Below are 19,921 nucleotides of genomic sequence, written 5' to 3'. Positions count from 1 at the left end.
AGCACCCTCGCAAGGAGCGCGGCCCGGGGGCGTCGTGGTTGGATGCGGTCATAGCGAGGAAAGGGCCCGGTCCGGGCGGGCCGGGGGCCCGTCACCCGGCGGGCCGGTCAACCGGCGGACGACTACGGCAGGGACGGAACGTGAGGATCTTCCACCGCGCACGGCACCGGCCGTCGGCGACCTGGCGGCAGACCACCGACCGGGCGTTCACCCTGATCGGTGACGGCCGCTACGAGGACGCCGGCACCCTGCTGGTGATGGCCGCCGACCTGGAGCCCTGGCTCTCCGACTCCTGGTTCAACCTGGCCCTGCTGCACAAGTTCCGCCGCGACTGGGAGCAGGCCCGGGCGGCCGGGCTGCGTGCCGTCGCCCTGCTCGACCGCGACCAGGGCGCACCCGACTGGTGGAACCTCGGCATCACCGCCACCGCCCTCCAGGACTGGTCGCTGGCCCGGCGCGCCTGGCAGGCGTACGGCCTGCGGCTGCCCGGCGGCGCCCAGGGCGGCCCGGTCCAGCTGGACCTGGGCACCACGCCCGTGCGGCTCTCGCCGGAGGGCGAGGCCGAGGTGGTCTGGGGCCGGCGCCTGGACCCGGCCCGGATCGAGGTGCTCTCCATCCCGCTGCCCTCCTCCGGCCGCCGCTGGGGCGAGGTGGTGCTGCACGACGGCGCCCCGCACGGCGAGCGGGTGGCCGACGGGGTGGCGTACCCGGTCTTCGACGAGATCGAGCTCTGGGCGCCCTCCCCGGTGCCCACCTACGTGGTGCTGCTGCACGCCCGGACGGCGGCCGACCGGGACGCGCTGGAGCGGCTGGTGGCCGACGCCGGGTACGCCGCCGAGGACTGGACCTCCTCCGTCCGCCTGCTCTGCCGGGCCTGTTCGGAGAGCCGGATGCCGAGCGACGACGGCCGCACGGTGCACCACGATCCGCACGACGACGGGGACGCCGCCCACCCGGGACACCTCAGCCACCTCAGCCAGGCCGGTTCGGGCCTGGCCTGGCTGGCCGAGCGGGAGTGCGGGATCGCCGCCCCGGCGGCGCTGGTCCGGGCACTGCTGGACGGCTGGGTGGACGGCTCGCCGGACAGCCGGGCCTACCGGGACCTCGAAGAGGTCTGCTGAGCTCCCGGGAGCAAGGACCGCGGGCGGCGGGCGCACCGTACTCTTTACCCGGAAGATCCGAGTACAGGAGAGCGGGAGCGATGGCGGACCAGCACGGCCACGAGGGCCACGACCACGACCACGAGGGTCACGACCACGACCACGACCACCAGGAGTCGGGCGCGGGCCGGATCGTGGGTGAGCTGCCGGACACGTCCAAGGGCACGGCCCGTCCGATCACCGTGGTCGGGAACCCGGTGCTGCACCGGGAGACCAGGACCGTCACGGACTTCGACGCGGAGCTGTCGGCGCTGATCGACGACATGTTCGTCTCGATGTACGCGGCCGAGGGCGTCGGCCTGGCGGCCAACCAGATCGGCGTGGACGCCAAGGTGTTCGTCTACGACTGCCCGGACGACGAGGGCGTGCGCCACGTCGGCCACGTGATCAACCCGGTGCTGGAGCCCTTCCCGGCCGACCGCCCGCGCAACCTGGACGACGGCAACGAGGGCTGCCTCTCCGTCCCCACCGCCTACGCCGAGCTGCCGCGCCCGGACTACGCCGCGGTGACCGGCCAGGACAAGGACGGCAACCCGGTCCGGGTCGAGGGCACCGGCTTCTTCGCCCGCTGCCTGCAGCACGAGACCGACCACCTCTACGGCTTCCTCTACATCGACAAGCTGTCGAAGCGGGACCGCAAGGACGCCCTCAAGCAGATGGCCGAGGGCACCCCGCGCTACGCGACCGTCCCGAACGACTGACGGTCCGTCAACCGGCGGTGCGGAGGGTCCGGTATTTCGGTGCCGGACCCTCGCCCTCCCCTGGTAGCGTGCCGCGACCGCGGATCGTGGTCCACGCGCAGACTGGGGGATCTCCTTTGAAATCAGGGCAGTTGGGGCGGATGGCCGCCTCTCTCGTCGGACTGGTACTGCTCGCCGCCACGGCTCCGGCCGCGGCGGCGGAGGACCAGCCGCTCAGCTGTGAGGCGAGGAGCCTCCCGGGCGAGTCGCAGCCGCTGTCGCCCGGCGACAGGCTGACGGCCGGGCAGACCCTGGCGACCGACAAGGTGAAGCTGGTGGTGCAGGCCGACGGCAACGTGGTGCTCCACCTCTGGGACCAGGCCCGCGGCAACGGGCTCGGCCCCGCGCTCTGGTCCACCGGCACCTGGGGGAACCCCGGCGCGTACCTGCTGATGCAGGCCGACGGCAACCTCGTGGTCTACCGCGAGGGGGGCGGCCCGACCTCCGGCGGAGCGCTCTGGTCCACCCACACCTGGGGCATCGACAGGGCCTGTGCCCGGATCGACGAGTACGGCGACTTCGCGGTCCGTGACGGGAACGGCCAGGCCTGGAGCCCCTCCAACACCCGTACCGTCAGCAGCAACCCGGGCATGGACGCGCTCTGGCCCGCGGACTGGGGCTCCGGCGCCAGCCAGTGGCTGGGCTCCAGGACGGCCTGGCTGGTGCACCAGAAGGACGGCAACCTGGTGCTCTACCGCAAGTCGGACGGCAGGCCGCTCTGGGCCACCGGCACCTCCGGGGACCTGAACTCGATCGAGCTGCAGCGGGACGGGAACCTGGTCGTCTACAGCCCGGGTGCCGGCCCCGGCCGCCGCCCGGTCTGGGCCACCGGCACCTGGGGCAACCCGGGGGCGTACGGACTGCTGCAGGACGACGGCAACTTCGTCCTCTACCGCGAGGGCGGTGGCCCGTCGGCCGGCGGGGCACTCTGGTCCACCGGGACCTGGGGCCGGGTCTGACACCTGACACCCCCTCACCACCCGACCGGGGTGAGGGGGTGTCCGTTCTCCGTACTAGAGTCCACTCCGGCCAGCGGGGGCGGCCGCGGGGACATCCGTGCTCACCCCTGTGCGGGCCGAGCCGTCGCGTACGGCGCGGCGGCCCGTCGAACGAAGGGGTGGACCTCATTCCATGCGCAACCGTTTGAGCAGGAGCACCACCGTGCTGCTGCTGACGCTGTCCGCCGCCGCGAGCGGGGTCTCGGTGGCGGCCGCCGCCGAGGCGCCGGGCACCCAGCAGGTCTCGTACCGCGGGCTCCAGCTGGCCGTCCCGGCCGGCTGGCAGGTGGTCGACCTGGAGAAGAACCCCAGGGCCTGCGTCCGGCTGGACCGGAACGCGGTCTTCCTGGGCACCCCCGGTGCGGACCAGGACTGCCCGGCCAAGCCGGCCGCCGAGCGGGCCGACGTCCTGGTGGTCGAGCCGGTACCGGCCGGCAGCTCCGCCCCGGTGGTGGAGGCCGGCCGTCCGCTGCCCGCCCCGGTCGTGGAGGCCGGCCGGATCGGCCGGGAGTTCCGGGCCGAGGTCAAGGGGGCCGCGCTGCGGGTCACCGGGACCTACCGCGACTCGGCCAAGGCGCTCGGTGACCTGATCGCCGGCGGCTCGGTGGACGCCGCGGCCGTCCAGTCCGCTCCGGCCGCGAAGCGGTCGCTCGCTGCGGCGGGCAGCCCGCAGGCGGGCGCTCCGGTGGCCCCGCGGGCCGCCGCCGCCGACACCGCCGTGCCCTCGACCGAGGCCGTCGGCCAGGCCTTCGACACCTGCGCGGCCCCGTCCTCGACGGCGATGGACTCCTGGTCCGCCTCGCCCTACCGGACCGTCGGCATCTACGTCGGCGGTGCCGCCCGGGCCTGCGCCCAGGGCAACCTGACGCCGGCCTGGGTCTCCGGCCGGGCCGCCAAGGGCTGGACCTTCCTGCCGGTCTACGTCGGCCGCCAGGCCAAGTCGGGCTACTCGCTGCAGATCGACACCGACCTGGTGAAGGCCGAGGCGCAGGGCGCCGAGGAGGCCGCGGACGCGGTCAAGGCCGTCACCGACCTCGGCTTCCCGCGGCTCAGCCTGGTCTACAGCGACGTCGAGGGCGGCTACGCGCCCGCCGACTCGCCGCGCGTGCTGGCCTACCTCAAGGGCTGGACCAACCAGGTGCGCTCGCTCGGCTACCGCTCGGGCGTCTACTCCAGCGCCTCCGGCGCGGTGAAGGACCTGGGCACCAAGTACGAGGACCCGTACTACCCCACCCCCGACGTCATCTGGTCGGCGGCCTGGAACCAGTACGCGGACCTGTCCGACCAGGGCATGGGCCTGGCCAAGCCGTACTACTGGCTGGCCGGCGGCCGCCGGGTGCACCAGCACCGGGGCGACCACGACGAGACCTGGGGCGGCATCCGGATCAACATCGACTCCAACGTCCTGGACGTCAGCTCCGCGGCGTCGGACCGCACGGTCAAGTCCGGCCAGCGGCTCCCCAGCGGCGCCAGCCTGGCCGGCGACACCACCACGGTGACCATGCAGTCCGACGGTGACCTGGTGGCCCGGCTGAACACCCACAACGGCCCCGGCCCGGTGCTCTGGCGCAGCGGGACCTCCGGCACCCTCGGCGCCTACGCGGTGATGCAGGGCGACGGCAACTTCGTGGTGTACGGCCCGACCGGCGGCTACACCCTGGGCGGCGGCCTCTGGTCGACCGGCACCTACGGCAGCACCAACGCCAAGGTCCAGCTCCAGGCCGACGGCAACCTGGTGGTCTACCGTCCGGACGGCAGCGCCGCCTGGGGCTCCGGCACCTACCGGGTGGGGCAGACCTTCACCTCGGGCGGGCAGCTGGGCAGCGGCCGGTGGACCCAGGGCGTCAAGGACTCGCTGGTCATGCAGGCCGACGGCAACCTGGTGATCTACAAGCTGGACGGCAGTGCCGCCTGGTCGACCGGCACCTGGAACAGCCCCGGCGCCTACCTGGTGCTGCAGGCCGACGGCAACCTGGTCCTGTACGCCCGCGGCGGCGGCCCGACCACCGGCGGCGCCCTCTGGTCCGCCGGCACCTGGGGCAACCCGGGCGCCCGGCTGACCCTGCAGGACGACGGCAACCTGGTGATCTACCGTCAGGACGGCAGCCCCGTCTGGTCCTCCGGGACCTGGATGGGCTGACCGGCCCGCACCGTGAGGACGGAGGGCCCCGACGCGATCGCGTCGGGGCCCTCCGTCCGTTCGGACTCCGGTGGTCCGGGGCGGCCTAGAAGTCGTCGTCGAAGGCGACCGAGCCCTCGACCGCGACCTGGTAGGCGGAGACCCGGCGCTCGAAGAAGTTGGTCAGCTCCTGGACGTTCTGCAGCTCCATGAAGCCGAACGGGTTGGCCGAGCCGTACCGGACCGGCAGGCCGAGGCGGGCCAGGCGCTGGTCGGCCACGGCCTCCAGGTACTGGCGCATCGACTCGGTGTTCATGCCGGGCAGGCCCTCGCCGCAGAGGTCCTGGGCGAACTGGAGCTCGGCCTCGACGGCCTCCTCCAGCATCTCGGTGACCTGCTTGGCCATCTCGTCGTCGAAGAGGTCGGGCTCCTCCTCGCGGACGGTGTCCACCACCGAGAAGGCGAAGTCCATGTGCATGGACTCGTCCCGGAACACCCAGTTGGTGCCGGTGGCCAGGCCGTGCAGCAGGCCGCGGCTGCGGAACCAGTACACGTACGCGAAGGCGCCGTAGAAGAACAGGCCCTCGACGCAGGCCGCGAAGCAGATCAGGTTGAGGAGGAACGCGCGGCGGTCCTCCTTGGTCTGCAGCGAGTCGATGTGGTCGACCGCGTTCATGTACTTGAAGCAGAACTGCGCCTTCTGGTGGATGGAGGGGATGTTCTCCACCGCCGCGAAGGCCGCCGCGCGGTCGTCCGGGTCGGGCAGGTAGGTGTCGAGCAGCGTCAGGTAGAACTGGACGTGCACGGCCTCCTCGAACAGCTGCCGGGACAGGTAGAGCCGGGCCTCGGGGGAGTTGATGTGCTTGTAGAGGCTCAGCACCACGTTGTTGGCGACGATCGAGTCACCGGTGGCGAAGAAGGCGACCAGCCGGCCGATCATGTGCCGCTCGCCCTCGCTCAGCTTGGCGAGGTCGGCGACGTCGGAGTGCAGGTCCACCTCCTCCACGGTCCAGGTGTTCTTGATCGCGTCCCGGTACCGGTCGTAGAACGACGGGTAGCGCATCGGACGGAGCGTCAGCTCGAAGCCCGGGTCGAGCAGCATCTTCTCGCGGCCGGGGGTCTCGGGGGTGGTGCTCACTGGCAGGCCTCGCAGGACTCGGGGTTCTCCAGGGAGCAGGCCAGCGCGGCCTCCTCCTCCGGGGTGAGGGTCGGGGCGCCCACGGTCACCGGGACCGGGGCGGCGGCGCGGGCGGCGCCGGTGGCGGCCTGGGCGATCCGGGTGGCCGGGCGCGAACGCAGGTAGTAGGTGGTCTTCAGACCGACCTTCCAGGCGTAGGCGTACATCGAGGAGAGCTTGCCGATGGTCGGCGCCGCCATGAAGAGGTTCAGCGACTGGCTCTGGTCGATGTAGGGCTGACGGGCGGCGGCCAGGTCGATCAGCGCGCGCTGCGGCAGCTCCCAGGCGGTGCGGTAGAGCGAACGGACCTCGCCGGGCAGCCAGTTGAAGTCCTGGACCGAGCCGTTGGACTCGCGCAGCGCGTCCCGGGTCTGCTGGTCCCAGACGCCCAGCTCCTTGAGCTCGCGGACCAGGTACGGGTTGACCTGGAGGAACTCGCCGGAGAGGGTCTCGCGCTTGAAGAGGTTGGAGACCTGCGGCTCGATGCACTCGTAGACGCCGGCGATCGAGGCGATGGTCGCGGTCGGCGCGATGGCCAGCAGCAGCGAGTTGCGCAGGCCGGTCTCGGCGATCCGGGCGCGCAGCGCGTCCCAGCGGTCGGCCCACGCGGGGGTGACGCCGAAGTGGTCGATGTGCAGCTGGCCGCGGGCGGCCCGGGTCTCGCCGTACGCCTCGTGGCGGCCGAACTGCTCGGCCAGCTCGCTGGAGCGCTCGTAGGCGGTGAGCATGATGCGCTCGGCGATCAGCGTGGAGAGCTGCTTGGCCTCGGCGGAGTCGAAGTCCAGGCGGAGCTGGAAGAAGACGTCCTGAAGACCCATCACCCCGAGGCCGACCGGCCGCCAGCGGGAGTTGGAGGTCCCGGCCTCGGTGGTCGGGTAGAAGTTGATGTCGATGACCCGGTCCAGGAAGGTCACGGCGGTGCGCACGGTGGCGTCCAGCCGCTCCCAGTCCATCGCGTTCACCAGGTCGGCGACGGTGGCGCCCGCGGCGACGTGGGCGCCCAGGTTGACCGAGCCGAGGTTGCAGACGGCGGTCTCGGAGTCGTCGGTGACCTCGATGATCTCGGTGCAGAGGTTCGAGGAGTGCACCACGCGGCCGGGCAGCGCGGTCTGGTTGGCGGCCCGGTTGGAGGCGTCCTTGAAGGTCATCCAGCCGTTGCCGGTCTGCGCCAGGGTGCGCATCATCCGGGCGTAGAGGGTCTGCGCCGGGATGGTGCGGACGGCCTTGCCGGCCTGCTCGGCCTTGAGGTAGGCCTCGTCGAACTCGGCGCCCCAGAGGTCGACCAGCTCGGGCACGTCGGCCGGGGAGAACAGCGACCAGTCGGCGTTGGCGTTCACCCGGCGCATGAACTCGTCCGGGATCCAGTGCGCGAGGTTCAGGTTGTGGGTCCGGCGGGCCTCCTCGCCGGTGTTGTCGCGGAGCTCCAGGAACTCCTCGATGTCCGCGTGCCAGGTCTCCAGGTAGACGCAGGCCGCGCCCTTGCGGCGGCCGCCCTGGTTCACCGCGGCGACCGAGGAGTCCAGGGTGCGCAGGAACGGGACGATGCCGTTGGACTTGCCGTTGGTGCCGCGGATCAGGCTGCCGCGCGAGCGGATCCGGGAGTAGGAGAGGCCGATGCCGCCGGCGTGCTTGGAGAGCCGGGCGATCTGGGCGTACCGGTTGTAGATCGAGTCCAGGTTGTCCAGCGGCGAGTCCAGCAGGTAGCAGGAGGACATCTGCGGGTGCTTGGTGCCGGAGTTGAACAGCGTCGGGGAGCTGGTCAGGTACTCCAGACGGCTCATCAGCTTGTAGAGCTCGGCCACCTCGGCCACCGACTTCTCGGTGTCGCCGACCGCCAGGCCCGCCGCGACCCGGAGCAGGAAGTGCTGCGGGGTCTCGATCACCTGACGGGTGATCGGGTGGCGCAGCAGGTAGCGGGACTGCACGGTGCGCAGGCCGAAGTACTCGAAGCGGTCGTCGCCGGCCGTGTCGATCAGACCGTTGAAGGCGGCCGCGTGCTTGGCCACGAAGGCCGCGGTGACGTCGCCGATCAGGCCCTCGGCGTGGCCGACGGCGATCGAGGCGGCGAAGGAGACGGCGCCCTGCGAGACGGCCTCGTCCTGGATCTCCAGGGCGAGCAGCCGGGCCGCCAGCTTCGAGTACTGCGGGTCCTCGGCGATCATCGAGGCGGCAGCCTCCACGGCCAGGCCGCGCAGCTCGGCGAAGTCCGAACCGGCGTGCCGGCCGCGCAGCGCAGCGGCCGCGACGTGGCCCGGGTCCACCTGGGGGAGGTCGGCGCTGCGGTCCGTGAGGAGCCGGAGGAGGGCGGCGCCCGGGTCGGTCCGGTCTTCGGCGGTTCCCTGGGCGGGCAGGGCAACTGAGGCAGCGATGGTCAAGGCGCTTCTCTCCTGGCGGCGGCGGTCGGCATGGCTGCCGGGCCGACTCGGGCGCAGGGGAGTACGGCGCGGACACCGTCACGGCGCGCGCGATCCACCCCCGGCCCACCCGCGAGGCCCGGACGTCACTGCTGTGCTCCAAGGCGTCTGCGGGGAAGCCGTGTGGCACACCGTCGGCAGGTCACCGGACTCGCGGGCGGTCGTACCGGAAGCCCGCTCACCGTTGCGGGGCAGTCCCGGACTTCCACCGGAGTTCCCCTGCATCGACAGCGAGAGCGAGCATACATGTAGTGCTACCTGGCTCGGTGGACCCCACATCTTGTGTGGTGTCGTGTAGCGCAGTGGTGGCCCGCAGTGATGGGCGTAGGCCCGGCGGGAGGCCTTGTCAGGACCCGGGACCACCCCTGTCTGGGGGTTCCGGCGATGGCCTAGGATCTGCGCACATGAGTGATGGGGTGGGCATGAACGGTGGCAACGGGCAGCAGCCCGGTCAGGAGTACCCGCAGTACCCGCAGCAGTATCCGGCGTTCGGCCCGCCGCCCGGCGGACCGGACTGGGACGCGATGGCGCAGCGGGCGCAGGACGACGCCAAGCGCAAGACCCGGATGCGGCTGCTGCTCGGCGTGGTCGCGCTCGCGGTCGTCGGCGGGCTGGTCGCGGTGGCGGTCTCGGTGTCCTCGAAGGGCGGCGACCCGGTGGCCAAGCCGACCGGAGCGGCCTCGAACAGCCCCACGGCCGGGAAGACCGGCTCCGGCCCGACGGCCACCGCGGGGGAGAGCAAGGCGCCCGTGCCGGCTCCCGGGACCCCGCTCGCGGGTGACGACGCGTCGCTCAAGGCCATCTGGGACGCGAGCACGGACAAGGCTCCGGTGGACCCGGCCGCGTTCTTCCCCGACCAGACCATCGACTTCGGCGGCGCCACCTGGACGCGGCGCAGCGCGACGACGGTCACCCCTTGCTGGCACGCCATCACCGGCGGGCTCGCGGACGTGATCGAGAACCAGGGCTGCCGGCAGGTGCTGCGGGCCACCTACGTGCTGAACGACAGCGCCGTGGTGGTCGGCGTGGCGGTCTTCGACAAGCGGCTCCAGGCGGAGACGGCGACGAACAACGTCAACGGGCAGATCAAGGGCCTCCAGGTGGAGGGCATGAAGGACTTCTGCCAGGAGGTGGGCTGCGCGAACACGCACGGCTCGCTCGGCCGGTTCGCCTACTTCACGGCCGCGGGTTCGGCGAAGGAGGGCGGCGTCGTCGCGGACAAGGTCGCCACCGACGCCGGGCCGGGCTTCGCCGCCCGGGTGCGCGCGACGCTGGAGAAGCGGGCCCTCTCGCAGGCCGGCTGACCGGTGTGACCCGGAGTCAGCTCCGCCCGGTGGTCCGGATACTGTCTCCCCGTCAAGGATGATCAGGATCGTTCAGGGGGAGTCCGTGAGATCTCTGCGGGGCCGGCACGGCGGTGCTGTGACGCTGGCCGCCGTGACGCTGGCCGCCTCGGTCGTGTGCGCGACGGTGATAGCGGTCAGCGGTGCGGAGGACGGGACGGGGCCCGCCGCGGCCCCGACCCCGTCCGGGCCCGACCCGACCTCGTCCCCGACGCCGCGTCCGGTCCCGGCCGACCTGGGCAAGGACCTGCTCAAGCGCGACCCGGCCGCTTCGCCCAACGCCCGGGCGGTCTTCCAGATGCTGGCCGACCTGGAGCAGGCCGCCCGCTCGGGCAAGCCGCGCGGCACGGTCATCGGGCAGCACGTGGAGCTGCAGAACGAGCTCTACAACACCTCCTACGGCGACTTCGCCGGCTCCAAGCCGGCCGGCTACTACTACAAGAAGGCGGCCGACATCACCGGCAAGCTGCCGGGGTTCGTCGAGACGGACCTGGGGCCGGGGTACGGGCAGTCGACCTGGGGGGTCGGCAACGAGCGGAGCTACTCGGCCGGGCGCTGGCCGTCCTGCGAGGCCAAGTGGCAGTACACCGACGACGCGGTGGACCTGCTGAAGGCGGTCTGGTCGGGCTACCCCCGTGCGGCGGACGGCAGTTACGGGACCGGTCAGGGCGGCGCGCAGCGCAACTGCGACGGCAGCACCACGGCCCTGCCGGACAACGGCGGCGCCCCGGCCGGGATGGTCGGCATGTCCTTCCACGAGCCGTACCCCGGTGCCCCGGTGAAGTCCTTCGAGAACGTGCTCTGCCGCAGCTCCCCCCGGACGACCGACCCGAAGTGGTTCGGCCGGGTGGTCGACCAGGCGGGCGGCACCCGCGAGAACAAGGCCCTGATGGAGGACCTGCGCTTCCTCGCGGACCATCTGGAGTACCTGGCCTCGCACGACGTCCCGGTGCTCTTCCGGCCGTACCACGAGATGAACAACCAGGACTGCCAGCGCAGTTTCTGGTGGTCCGGGCAGACCGGCGCCGACTTCAAGAAGCTCTGGACGATCACCTACCGGTACCTGGTGGAGACCCGGGGGCTGCACAACCTGATCTTCGTCTGGACCCCGGTCTCCTGGGACGGTGCCCCGGGCGTCGAGCCCTGGGACTACTACCCGGGCGAGGGGTACGTCGACGTGGTCGGGGTGGACGACTACAGCGGCAGCCCGACCGACCCGATCGGCACCGGCGAGCTGTGGACCAAGCGCTACTACGACGGCCTCTCGGCGTACCGCAAGCCCCGGGTGCTGGCCGAGTCGTTCGCCGTTCCGGTGAACTCCCGTCAGCAGGACACGCTCGCGCAGACCCCGTGGACGATGTGGACGGTGTGGGGGCAGTCGCTCACCGAACGGAACGTCAGCCCCGGGCCGGTGGTGAACCGGCTGTCCGACGTCAAGGACACCTACAACAGCCCGTTGGCGATCACCGGCGGGTCGGGGCGTTTCGGGGCGAACCAGGACTGGTCGGCGCTGCACTTGGACTGAGTTTCATAACGATCGCCCGGACGATCGAACCCGGTGTCAACGGCGTCGGAACGGTGTGGCAGGCTAGCCGCATTTGACCGGCCATCACCAGGGGGGCAACCGGTGTCCTACGCGACCGAGCTCGGATACGCCGGGCGGCACGTCCGGCCGGCCGCCGTGGTGGCGGGCGGCTGGGGCGCGATCCTGCTGATCTGGGCGGCGTACAACTGCTTCGGGCAGGTGGGCTTCGTCACCTTCGTCCAGGGGATCTTCTACTACGGCGTCAGTGACGGCTCCTCGCAGGCCGAGACCAACAACCTCAACTACGCGGTGGTCTACCTGGTTTCGGCCTGGCTGATCCTCGGCGGGCGGTACTGGGCCCGGGGCGTGGTGATGGGCGTCGCCCTGGTGGAGGGGTACAACCGGCTGCGCAGCCTGACCGGCGCGCTGCTCGACGCCCCGCAGCGCGAGTGGTTCACCGGGACCGTCGAGGGCTGGCTCAAGCTGTCGACCTTCGCGGTGGGCCTCCTGGTCACGGCCGGTCTGGTGGTCGTGCTGGGCCGCTCGTTCCTCCTCGCCGACCAGCAGCGGCGGGTCGAGGAACCGATGCGCCCCGCACCGCAGTTCGGGTCGCCGCCGCAGTCGGGGTACGGTTTCCCGGGGCCGGCCCAGGGCCGGCCTCCGGTCCAGGCCGCCCCCGCGCAGGCCGTGCCGGAGCAGGGGTGGGTCCAGCAGGCCCCACCGGCCGCCCCGTACCGGCCGGAGCCGGACGAGTACCCGCTCGGGCAGCCGGCGCCCGGCCGAAGTCCCGCCGAGTGAAACGTAGTTGGAGATGACGACAGCACCTGTGCGGCCCGTGGGCACGATATCCCGTGAGGCGCAGCGACTGGCGGAACGGCACCAGGACTGGAAGCCGGGACTCCTGCCGTTCTACGTCTCGTTCCTGGTCATCTTCGGCTTCTCGCTCTGGGCCTTCGTGCCGAACCCGACGCTGCTCGGCTGGGTGATCACCATCGTCTGGTCGATGCCGATCATCGGCGTCATGATCGGCTTCCAGGGCGTGCTGATGGTCCGTCGGCGCCTGCGCAAGGTGAGCCAGATGGTGCCGCCGGCCCCGGCCGAGGACGACTACCTGATCGTGCTGGTGCCGACCATCGGCCGGCACGACACCTACCCGGCGCTCGAGCGCTCGGTGCTCTCGTACGTGGACCACCTGCCGCCGTACTTCCCCTGGATGCGGGTGGACATCCTCACCGAGGAGGGCTGCGAGGCCGGGGAGAAGATCGACCGGCTCGCGGAGCGGAACCCGCTGATCCGGGTGGTCACCGTGCCGAAGGCCTACCAGACGCCCAACGGCACCAAGTTCAAGGCCCGGGCGAACCACTACTCGCACGAGCTGCGGATCGCCGAGGGCGAGGCCGAGGACGACGTCTGGGTCCTGCACATGGACGACGACACCGGTGTCGGGCCTGACACCGCCGCGGCCACCGCCCAGTTCGTCAACCGTCAGCGCCGGGCCGGCGACGACGCGAAGCACATGGCGCAGGGGATCCTGACGTACCCGCGCGAGAACGCGGTCAACACCTTCACCTGGCTCGCCGACGCGATCCGCCCGGCGGACGACATCGCGCGCTTCCGGGCGATGACCGGCACCGGCACGCCGACCGCCGGCGTGCACGGTGAGCTGCTGCTGATGCGGGCGTCGGTCGAGGCCACCATCGGCTGGGACTTCGGCCCGGACACCATCGTCGAGGACGCCCAGCACGCGCTGAACTTCTGCATCCGCTACCCGGGCCGCAGCGACTGGTTCAACGGCCGCTGCTACGGGGCCTCCCCGGCCGGGGTGAAGGACTTCCTGAAGCAGCGCGAGCGGTGGGCCTGGGGGCTGGTCGCCCTCTGCTTCAACCCGACCATCCCGCGGCGGTTCCGGATCTTCATCGGGATCGGCATGGTGAGCTGGGTGCTGGGGCCGCTCCAGCACGTCGGGCTGGTCATGCTGCTCGCCTGGTTCACCGGCACCATGAACACCTCGCCGGTGACCCAGTCCGTGGTCTTCATCTGGGCGGTGAACTTCGCCTACGTGATCTGGACCTACTGGGAGGGGCTGCGGCTCAACGTGATCTCCTCGGCCCAGCACCGCCGCAAGTGGTGGGAGCCGATGGCGATCGTCGCCCTCATCCCGGTGTTCTCCTTCCTGGAGGGCTGGGGCGGACTGCGGGGGCTGATCAAGTTCCTGCGGCGCGAGGAGAACAAGTTCGTCGTCATCGCCAAGCCCGCCTGACCGGCCTAGGACCCACAGTGAAGCGTCACATCATCTTCGTCGCCCCGGTCGTGATCGTCGGAGCCACCGTCGCCGTCCCGCTGGTCTTCGGCGACCACCCGATCCAGTTCGACCACGCGGTGCCGGTCGCGGCGAAGCAGGTCGTGCCGGAGCCGGGCGCGGTGACCGGTGGTCCGTCCGCCGCCCCCGTCGTGCCGTCCGCCGCCGCCACCGTGCAGGGCGGCAAGGCCGCCCCGAGCCCGGACCCGGCCGAGACCTACCGCGGGCCGAAGGTGGCCAAGCCGTGGCAGCCCGGGAGCCCGGAGTGGGGGGTGCAGGTCTACTGGCTCGACGACCCGGCCGACCCGGACAACTACGTGCAGGGCAAGGCCGACCGGATCGTGCGGTACGTGGTCGGGCTGAACGCCAACTCGATGTCGGTCTCCTTCCCCTTCTACACCAAGGGCAAGACCTCGAACCTGCTGTCGGTCGAGCCGACCACGCCCTCCCCGGACCGGGTGGCCCTGCTGATCGACGCCGCGCACCGGGCCGGACTGCGCACGGTGGTGCGGCCGATCCTCGACGAGGGCGCGCTCCAGTCGCCGCAGGGGGACTGGCGGGGGAGCATCGAGCCGTCCGACCGGAACAAGTGGTTCGCCGCGTACACCAAGCTGCTGAAGCCGTACCTGAAGATGGCGGAGGAGCACCGGGCCGCCGGATTCACCATCGGCACGGAGTTCAACTCGCTGGAGGGGGACGCGCGTTGGCAGCCGCTCATCGAGCAGGCCAAGACGCTCTACCACGGTCGGGTGGGCTACGACGCCAATTGGGACAACTACGTGAAGGGTCCGATCGGCGTGCCCGCCGAGGAGATCGGCGTGGACGCCTACTTCCCGGCGAAGAAGGCCGGGGACGACGCCCCGGTCTCCGAACTGGTGGCGTCCTGGAACTCCTGGCTGGACAAGAAGGGCAAGGGTCCGCTGCCCGGCACCACCCTCACCGAGGTGGGCATCCCGGCCCAGCAGGGCGCCTTCCAGACGCCCGGTGACTTCTACACCGTCCGGGCGAGCAACGACAGGGCGCAGCCCGCGTGGTTCACCGCGGTCTGCCAGGTGGCGGCCGAACGCAAGCTGGGCGGCGTCTACTTCTGGTCCGCGTACTTCGGGACGGACCCGGGCAAGGCGGCGAACGAGAAGACCCCGCGGATGGAGTTCGCCGGCCGCCCGTCCTCCGAACAGGCCATCCGGGACTGCTTCTCGGGCACCTACCAGGTACCCGAGAAGCAGGGCTGACTTCCGTCAGCCGGTCGGCCGGCTGGTCGCGGTGGCCGTCCGGGAGCCGGACGGCCGGGTGGTCGGCGGCCGGGTGCTCGGCCCGCCGGGCTTGCGGGTGGCCGAGGCCGAGGGCGAGGGGGACGGGCTCGGCCCGGGGGCCGTCGGTGAGGGCGCGGCGGTGGGCTCGGGCGTGGCCGCGGGCTCGGCCGCCGGGGCGGTCAGGGCCAGGTCCAGCTGCTCCGTCAGCCAGGGGCCGACCAGCCGCTTGCCGGCGGGCGCCAGGTAGGTGCCGCTGCCGCGGGGGTTGAGCAGCGAGCCGTTCTCGTCGGTGGCGTCGCAGGCACCCCGGGGGCAGAGCAGCTTCTCCAGGTCGAGGAGCTGGACGGCGCCGTCGGAGGCCTGGACGAAGTCCTCGACGTGGCGGTTGTAGCAGGAGCCCCACCTGAGGTTGATCGCACCGTTCCAGATGCGCTCGTTCATCAGCAGCACCTTGGCGGCGGGGGCCTGCTTGCGGACCAGGTCCACCGCGGCCTGGAGCCGCGGGTAGTAGAGCTCCCGGTACTCCGGGGCGCAGGGCGAGAGCCGGGCGCCGCCGGTGTTCTGCTCGGTGGCGTCCCAACCCACGTGGATCACCACGGCGGTCGGCGCCGCCCCGGCCAGCTGCTCGCGCCAGCGGGTCTCCCGGTCCCGGCACTCCTCGCTGGTCCGCAGCTCCTGCCCGGAGGCGACCCGGACGGAGTCCGGGCCGAACAGGCCGCAGCCGCTGATCCCGCCGTCGACCACCGTGTACCGGCTGCCGTACTGCTGGACCGAGGCGGCCAGGTCCTGCGCCAGCGAGTCGCCCAGCGCCAGCACCACGGGCCCGCCGCCCGGACGCGTCCGGGCCTCGAAGACCTGGGGCAGGTACCAGGCGCCGGCGCCGGCGGCCACGGCGGCCGCGGTGATCAGCGGCACTGCCCGGCCGATCCGCCACTCGGCCTTGCGGACCCGGTCGGTGAAGCCGTGCAGGAACCAGGCGGCCAGCCAGGAGACCGCGCCGCCGAAGCCGAGCAGCACGGCCGGGCCGGCGTTGTCGGTGTGCTGCTGGAGCACCCAGTACACCGGCAGGTGCAGCAGGAAGAGGCCGTAGGAGATCCGTCCGGTGGCCGCCAGCGGGGCGAACGAGAACACCCGGACCAGCGGGCCGCGGTCGTGGCACAGACAGACCGTCAGCACGGCCACCAGGACGGCGACCGCGGCGAGCCCGGCGTCCCGGTACAGCCAGGGCTGGTGGTACGAGGTGGTGATGACGCTCAGCCAGACCAGCCCGGCGAGCGCGGCCGTCCCCAGGACGGTGAGCACCACCGTGAGGCCGGTGGAGGAGCCGCCGCCGCGCCGCGTCCGGTGCGTGCGGCGCTGCCACTGGTGCACCAGGAGGGCGGCGGTGGCGCCGGCCAGGAAGGCCACCGCCCGGCCGTCGGTCCCGAGGTAGAGCCGGTCGCTGTTGCCGCCGTCCCAGCGCAGCGGTGCCACCGCCGCGGCACCGGCGCACAGCAGCAGGGTGAGCGCACCGGCGGCCGGCACCGACCGGCGGCACAGCAGGAGGACGCCGACCAGCAGGACCGGCCAGACGAGGTAGAACTGCGCGGTGATGCCGAGCGACCACATCGCCGCCAGCGGGTCGATCTGGGCGTAGTGGTCCCAGTACGCGCCACCCCGGTGGAGCTGGGCCCAGTTGGCCGCCTGGCCCAGCGCGGCGAGCGCCTCGGGCCGCAGGCGCCGGACCTCGTGCAGCGGACTGGTCAGCAGGGCCAGGGCCACCACCAGCAGCAGGGTGACGAGCAGTCCCGGCAGCAGCTGCTTGACCCGTCGGCGGTAGAACCGGCCGAGGGCTATTCGGCCGCTGTCGTGGAGCTCCCGCACCAGCAGCAGGGTGACCAGGAAGCCGGACAGGACGAAGAACGCGTCGACGCCGAACAGCCCGCGCTCGAACCAGTTGGTGTGGTAGAGCAGCACCGACAGGACGGCCAGGCCGCGCAGCCCGTCCACCGCCTGGTAGCGGCCGGCCGACCCGGCTGCCGCCGCGGCCGGGTCGTACGGGAGGGGGAGCGGGAGGTCGACGGCGTACCGGCTCCGGCCGGGGACGACGGCCGACCCCCGGGCCTCCCGCATGTCCTGCAGGGTGTACGCCGGTACGGGCGTGCCGTTGTGCGGCATGTCCCGCATTGATCCCCCTAGCTGTCCTGGTCCTCGGGCGGTGGAGGCTGCACTCCACGGCCGTCCGAGCATAGTGCGGCGTCGGCGGGCGGCTTCACCGGCCCTGGGGCCGGACCGGTCAGAACGTCAGGCCGTAGGTCAGCAGCACCACGCCGGGGCGGACCTCCCAGTCGCGCTCCGGGGTGCGGGCGAAGCCGAGCCGCTCGTAGAGGCGGTGGGCCGCGGTCATCGACGAGCGGGTGGAGAAGGCCATCCCGGTCAGCCCGAGCTCCCGGCTGCGGGCCATCGCGGCGCGGACCAGCAGTTCGCCGACGCCGCGGCCGCGGGCGGCGCCGGAGACCGCCAGCATCCGGATCTCGCCCTCGTGCGGCCCGGCGATGTCGGCGAACGGGGTGCCGCCGGCCGCGAAGGTCACGCAGCCGAGCAGCTGCCCGTCGCCCTGGTCGGCCGCGACGAGGAGCTCGGCCTGCTCGAACCGGGGGCGCGCGTCGAGGAGTTGGGAGGCGTAGGGGCCGTCGGCCGGGCTGTGGCCGTCACCGACGAAGGACTGGTGGGTGATGCGGCCGACGGCCTCGAGGTCGGCCTCGACGGCCGGTCGGATGACGATGTCCATCCGGTCAGTCTGCCGGAGCTCGGGTCCGAGGGGGCGGGCAGGGTGCCGCGTAGCGCCGCGCCCGGTTCGGCCTCGCGCGGATAGCCGCCGGGGCGGTGCCAGTTGTCGCGCCCGTGGCGGGAGGTTCGGGCCAGGTCGCGGCCGATCAGCAGGCCGAGCAGGGCGAACGCGCCGGTCACGGCGGCGAGGGCGAGGGCGCTGTGGAGCGTCGAGGTGTCCATGGCTCCACTCTCCCGCCGGGCGCGGGCCGCCACGAGTGGCAGGAATGACCCATTGCGTCGATATCCTGCCATCGGGCAGGCTGGTCCCATGACGCTGCGCAACGTGGTCACGGTGGTGCTGGAGGAGGTCCACCCCTTCGAACTCGGGGTGGCCTCCGAGGTGTTCGGTCTGGACCGGGGTGAGGACGGCCTGCCGGTCTACGAGTTCGCGGTCGCCGGGGAGGCCCCCGGGCTGCTGCGCACCCACGCCGGGTACCGGATCGAGGTGGAGCACGGGCCGGAGAAGCTGGCCGAGGCCGATCTGGTGATCGCCGCCGCCACCCACGTCCGGGACGAGTACCCGGCGGCGCTGATCGAGGCCCTCCGGGCCGCCGCCGAGCGCGGCGCCCGCGTGCTGTCGATCTGCAGCGGCGCGTTCCTGCTCGGCGCCGCCGGACTGCTGGACGGCCGGCGCTCCACCACCCACTGGAAGCACACCGCCCGGCTGGCCGAGCGCTTCCCGCTCACCCGGGTCGAGCCGGACGTGCTCTACGTGGACGAGGATCCGGTGATCACCTCGGCCGGGACGGCGGCCGGGATCGACGCCTGCCTGCACCTGGTCCGCAAGCTCCAGGGGCCCGAGGTGGCGCGCGGGATCGCCCGCCGGATGGTGGTCGCCCCGCACCGGGACGGCGGGCAGGCGCAGTTCGTCAACCGGCCGCTGCCCGACTGCGACGAGGACTCGCTCGGCGGCCTGCTGGACTGGCTGCGCCGCCACCTGGACGGCGAACTGACGGTGGAACAGCTCGCCGCCCGGGCCCACATGTCGCCGCGCACCTTCGCCCGCCGCTTCCAGCAGGAGACCGGCACCACCCCGCACCGCTGGCTCACCAACCAGCGGCTGCTGCTGGCCCAGCGTCTGCTGGAGGGCACCAACGACCCGGTGGAGACGGTGGCCGCGTCCTGCGGCTTCGGCAACGCGGCCACCCTCCGGCACCACTTCACCCGGTGGCTCGGCACCACCCCGCAGGCCTACCGGAGGGCCTTCGGCTGACGGCGCCCGGAGAGGCCCGGCGGGGCCCGGCGGGCCTCAGAGGTGGTCGGTGGAGTTCCAGAGCTCCGGCGCCAGGCGGCCGCCGTGGGCGCGCCAGACGCCGGCCGAGCAGTTGGCCACCGGTGCGAGGTCCAGCAGCTGGCGCTCCGTCAGGCGGTCGAGCACGTAGCGCATCATCAGCACCGGACAGTCGTGCGAGACCACCAGCACCGGGCGGCCGTCCTCCTCCTCGGCCAGGTCGCGCAGCAGGCTGCGCACCCGCAGCGCGACGTCCAGGAAGGACTCGCCGCCGGGCGGGCGGTAGTAGAGCTCGCCCATCTTGCGGCGGCGGGCCGCCTCGGCCGGGTGCTCCTTCTCGATCGCGGCCGGGGTGAGCATCTCCAGCACGCCCAGCTCGCGGTCGCGCAGCCGCTCGTCGTGGCGGACCGTCAGCCCGACCGGCACCGCGCCCAGGCCCCCCGCCTGGGCCAGCGCGATCCGGGCGGTCTCGGCGGTGCGCACGTACGGCGAGCACCAGACCGAGCGGGGCCGGTCGGCCGGGGGCAGGGCGGCCCACCAGCGGCCGAGCGCCTGGGCCTGGGCCTGGCCGTGCAGCGAGAGCGGGATGTCGGCGTCCCGGCAGGTGATCGGGACGGCCATCGCGCCCGTCTCGGCGGCCAGCTGGAACTCGATGTTGGCGGTCGACTCGCCGTGTCTGGTGGCGATCAGCAGCGAGGGCAGGGGGGTTCGCCGGCCCTCGCCGCTGTCGGTGCGGTGCCCGTTGAGGACGGTGATGCTGCTGTGGTCCACGTGATCTCCCCGTTGGTCGTACTACCAAATGATCGCGCCGTCCTCCCAGTGTTGACCGGGAAGACGGCGCGATCACAGGG

At 72.4% G+C, this 19,921-nt stretch carries 15 protein-coding genes and 1 riboswitch; of the genes, 10 read left to right on the top strand and 5 right to left on the bottom strand.

The window, feature by feature from the left end; genetic code table 11:
- Positions 1–140: 140 nt before the first annotated feature.
- From ACWCYY_RS09965 to ACWCYY_RS09950, 4 genes are all read left to right on the top strand, one after another.
- Complete coding sequence (locus ACWCYY_RS09965; protein ID WP_345287397.1) at positions 141–1,121, top strand: tetratricopeptide repeat protein; 981 nt, start codon at positions 141–143, stop codon at positions 1,119–1,121.
- A gap of 80 nt (positions 1,122–1,201) precedes the next feature.
- A complete protein-coding gene (def, locus tag ACWCYY_RS09960) occupies positions 1,202–1,861 on the top strand; it encodes a peptide deformylase (protein ID WP_449795623.1) in 660 nt (219 codons plus the stop codon).
- Between the two features lie 140 nt (positions 1,862–2,001).
- Positions 2,002–2,859 (top strand): hypothetical protein, encoded by an 858-nt coding sequence (locus tag ACWCYY_RS09955; RefSeq protein ID WP_345287401.1) that lies wholly within the window; start codon positions 2,002–2,004, stop codon positions 2,857–2,859.
- A gap of 172 nt (positions 2,860–3,031) precedes the next feature.
- The gene (locus ACWCYY_RS09950) at positions 3,032–5,038 is read left to right on the top strand and encodes a glycoside hydrolase domain-containing protein (RefSeq protein ID WP_449795622.1); all 2,007 of its coding nucleotides are present in this window, start codon (positions 3,032–3,034) and stop codon (positions 5,036–5,038) included.
- An 85-nt stretch (positions 5,039–5,123) separates the two neighbouring features.
- Here the strand turns inward: ACWCYY_RS09950 and ACWCYY_RS09945 are convergent, their stop codons facing one another.
- A complete protein-coding gene (locus tag ACWCYY_RS09945) occupies positions 5,124–6,119 on the bottom strand; it encodes a ribonucleotide-diphosphate reductase subunit beta (protein ID WP_449795651.1) in 996 nt (331 codons plus the stop codon).
- 32 nt (positions 6,120–6,151) lie between these two features.
- Positions 6,152–8,569, bottom strand: a complete 2,418-nt coding sequence (locus ACWCYY_RS09940) for a ribonucleoside-diphosphate reductase subunit alpha (protein WP_380150135.1) — start codon at positions 8,567–8,569, stop codon at positions 6,152–6,154.
- Positions 8,570–8,727: 158 nt separating this feature from the next.
- A riboswitch (cobalamin riboswitch) is annotated at positions 8,728–8,852 on the bottom strand.
- A gap of 160 nt (positions 8,853–9,012) precedes the next feature.
- Here ACWCYY_RS09940 and ACWCYY_RS09935 point away from each other — a divergent pair.
- The 5 genes from ACWCYY_RS09935 (at position 9,013) to ACWCYY_RS09915 (ending at position 15,007) form a co-directional block, all read left to right on the top strand.
- A complete protein-coding gene (locus tag ACWCYY_RS09935; RefSeq protein ID WP_380150133.1) occupies positions 9,013–9,912 on the top strand; it encodes a hypothetical protein in 900 nt (299 codons plus the stop codon).
- A gap of 85 nt (positions 9,913–9,997) precedes the next feature.
- Entirely contained in the window at positions 9,998–11,476 is a 1,479-nt protein-coding gene (locus ACWCYY_RS09930) for a glycoside hydrolase family 26 protein (RefSeq protein WP_449795621.1), read from the top strand.
- Positions 11,477–11,578: 102 nt separating this feature from the next.
- Positions 11,579–12,274: a hypothetical protein gene (locus ACWCYY_RS09925; RefSeq protein ID WP_449795620.1), complete on the top strand. Its 696-nt coding sequence runs from the start codon at positions 11,579–11,581 to the stop codon at positions 12,272–12,274.
- Between the two features lie 13 nt (positions 12,275–12,287).
- On the top strand, positions 12,288–13,736 hold the full coding sequence (locus ACWCYY_RS09920) for a glycosyltransferase family 2 protein (protein WP_449795619.1): 1,449 nt from the start codon (positions 12,288–12,290) through the stop codon (positions 13,734–13,736).
- A gap of 17 nt (positions 13,737–13,753) precedes the next feature.
- Positions 13,754–15,007 (top strand): glycoside hydrolase family 113, encoded by a 1,254-nt coding sequence (locus tag ACWCYY_RS09915; RefSeq protein WP_345290005.1) that lies wholly within the window; start codon positions 13,754–13,756, stop codon positions 15,005–15,007.
- Positions 15,008–15,013: 6 nt separating this feature from the next.
- On the opposite strand, the gene ACWCYY_RS09910 is transcribed toward ACWCYY_RS09915, so the two are convergent.
- Positions 15,014–17,194: an acyltransferase family protein gene (locus ACWCYY_RS09910; RefSeq protein ID WP_449795618.1), complete on the bottom strand. Its 2,181-nt coding sequence runs from the start codon at positions 17,192–17,194 to the stop codon at positions 15,014–15,016.
- A 109-nt stretch (positions 17,195–17,303) separates the two neighbouring features.
- Positions 17,304–17,798: a GNAT family N-acetyltransferase gene (locus tag ACWCYY_RS09905; protein ID WP_380150129.1), complete on the bottom strand. Its 495-nt coding sequence runs from the start codon at positions 17,796–17,798 to the stop codon at positions 17,304–17,306.
- 309 nt (positions 17,799–18,107) lie between these two features.
- Between ACWCYY_RS09905 and ACWCYY_RS09900 the strand changes: the two genes are divergently transcribed.
- Entirely contained in the window at positions 18,108–19,052 is a 945-nt protein-coding gene (locus ACWCYY_RS09900; protein WP_345290008.1) for a helix-turn-helix domain-containing protein, read from the top strand.
- Between the two features lie 36 nt (positions 19,053–19,088).
- On the opposite strand, the gene ACWCYY_RS09895 is transcribed toward ACWCYY_RS09900, so the two are convergent.
- Entirely contained in the window at positions 19,089–19,841 is a 753-nt protein-coding gene (locus ACWCYY_RS09895; protein ID WP_345290009.1) for a histidine phosphatase family protein, read from the bottom strand.
- Between the last annotated feature and the right edge of the window lie 80 nt (positions 19,842–19,921).

The organism is Kitasatospora sp. NPDC001664, from assembly GCF_053596675.1.
Note: the sequence above shows the minus strand (reverse complement) of the source record. Positions and strands in the feature narration are given on the sequence as shown.

Coding starts and splice junctions, on each gene's coding strand:
- ACWCYY_RS09920 (WP_449795619.1), top strand. CDS start 12,288: ATGACGACAGCACCTGTGCGGCCCGTGGGCACGATATCCCGTGAGGCG.
- ACWCYY_RS09900 (WP_345290008.1), top strand. CDS start 18,108: ATGACGCTGCGCAACGTGGTCACGGTGGTGCTGGAGGAGGTCCACCCC.
- ACWCYY_RS09905 (WP_380150129.1), bottom strand. CDS start 17,798: ATGGACATCGTCATCCGACCGGCCGTCGAGGCCGACCTCGAGGCCGTC.
- ACWCYY_RS09935 (WP_380150133.1), top strand. CDS start 9,013: ATGAGTGATGGGGTGGGCATGAACGGTGGCAACGGGCAGCAGCCCGGT.
- ACWCYY_RS09950 (WP_449795622.1), top strand. CDS start 3,032: ATGCGCAACCGTTTGAGCAGGAGCACCACCGTGCTGCTGCTGACGCTG.
- ACWCYY_RS09955 (WP_345287401.1), top strand. CDS start 2,002: ATGGCCGCCTCTCTCGTCGGACTGGTACTGCTCGCCGCCACGGCTCCG.
- ACWCYY_RS09910 (WP_449795618.1), bottom strand. CDS start 17,194: ATGCGGGACATGCCGCACAACGGCACGCCCGTACCGGCGTACACCCTG.
- ACWCYY_RS09945 (WP_449795651.1), bottom strand. CDS start 6,119: ATGCTGCTCGACCCGGGCTTCGAGCTGACGCTCCGTCCGATGCGCTAC.
- def (WP_449795623.1), top strand. CDS start 1,202: ATGGCGGACCAGCACGGCCACGAGGGCCACGACCACGACCACGAGGGT.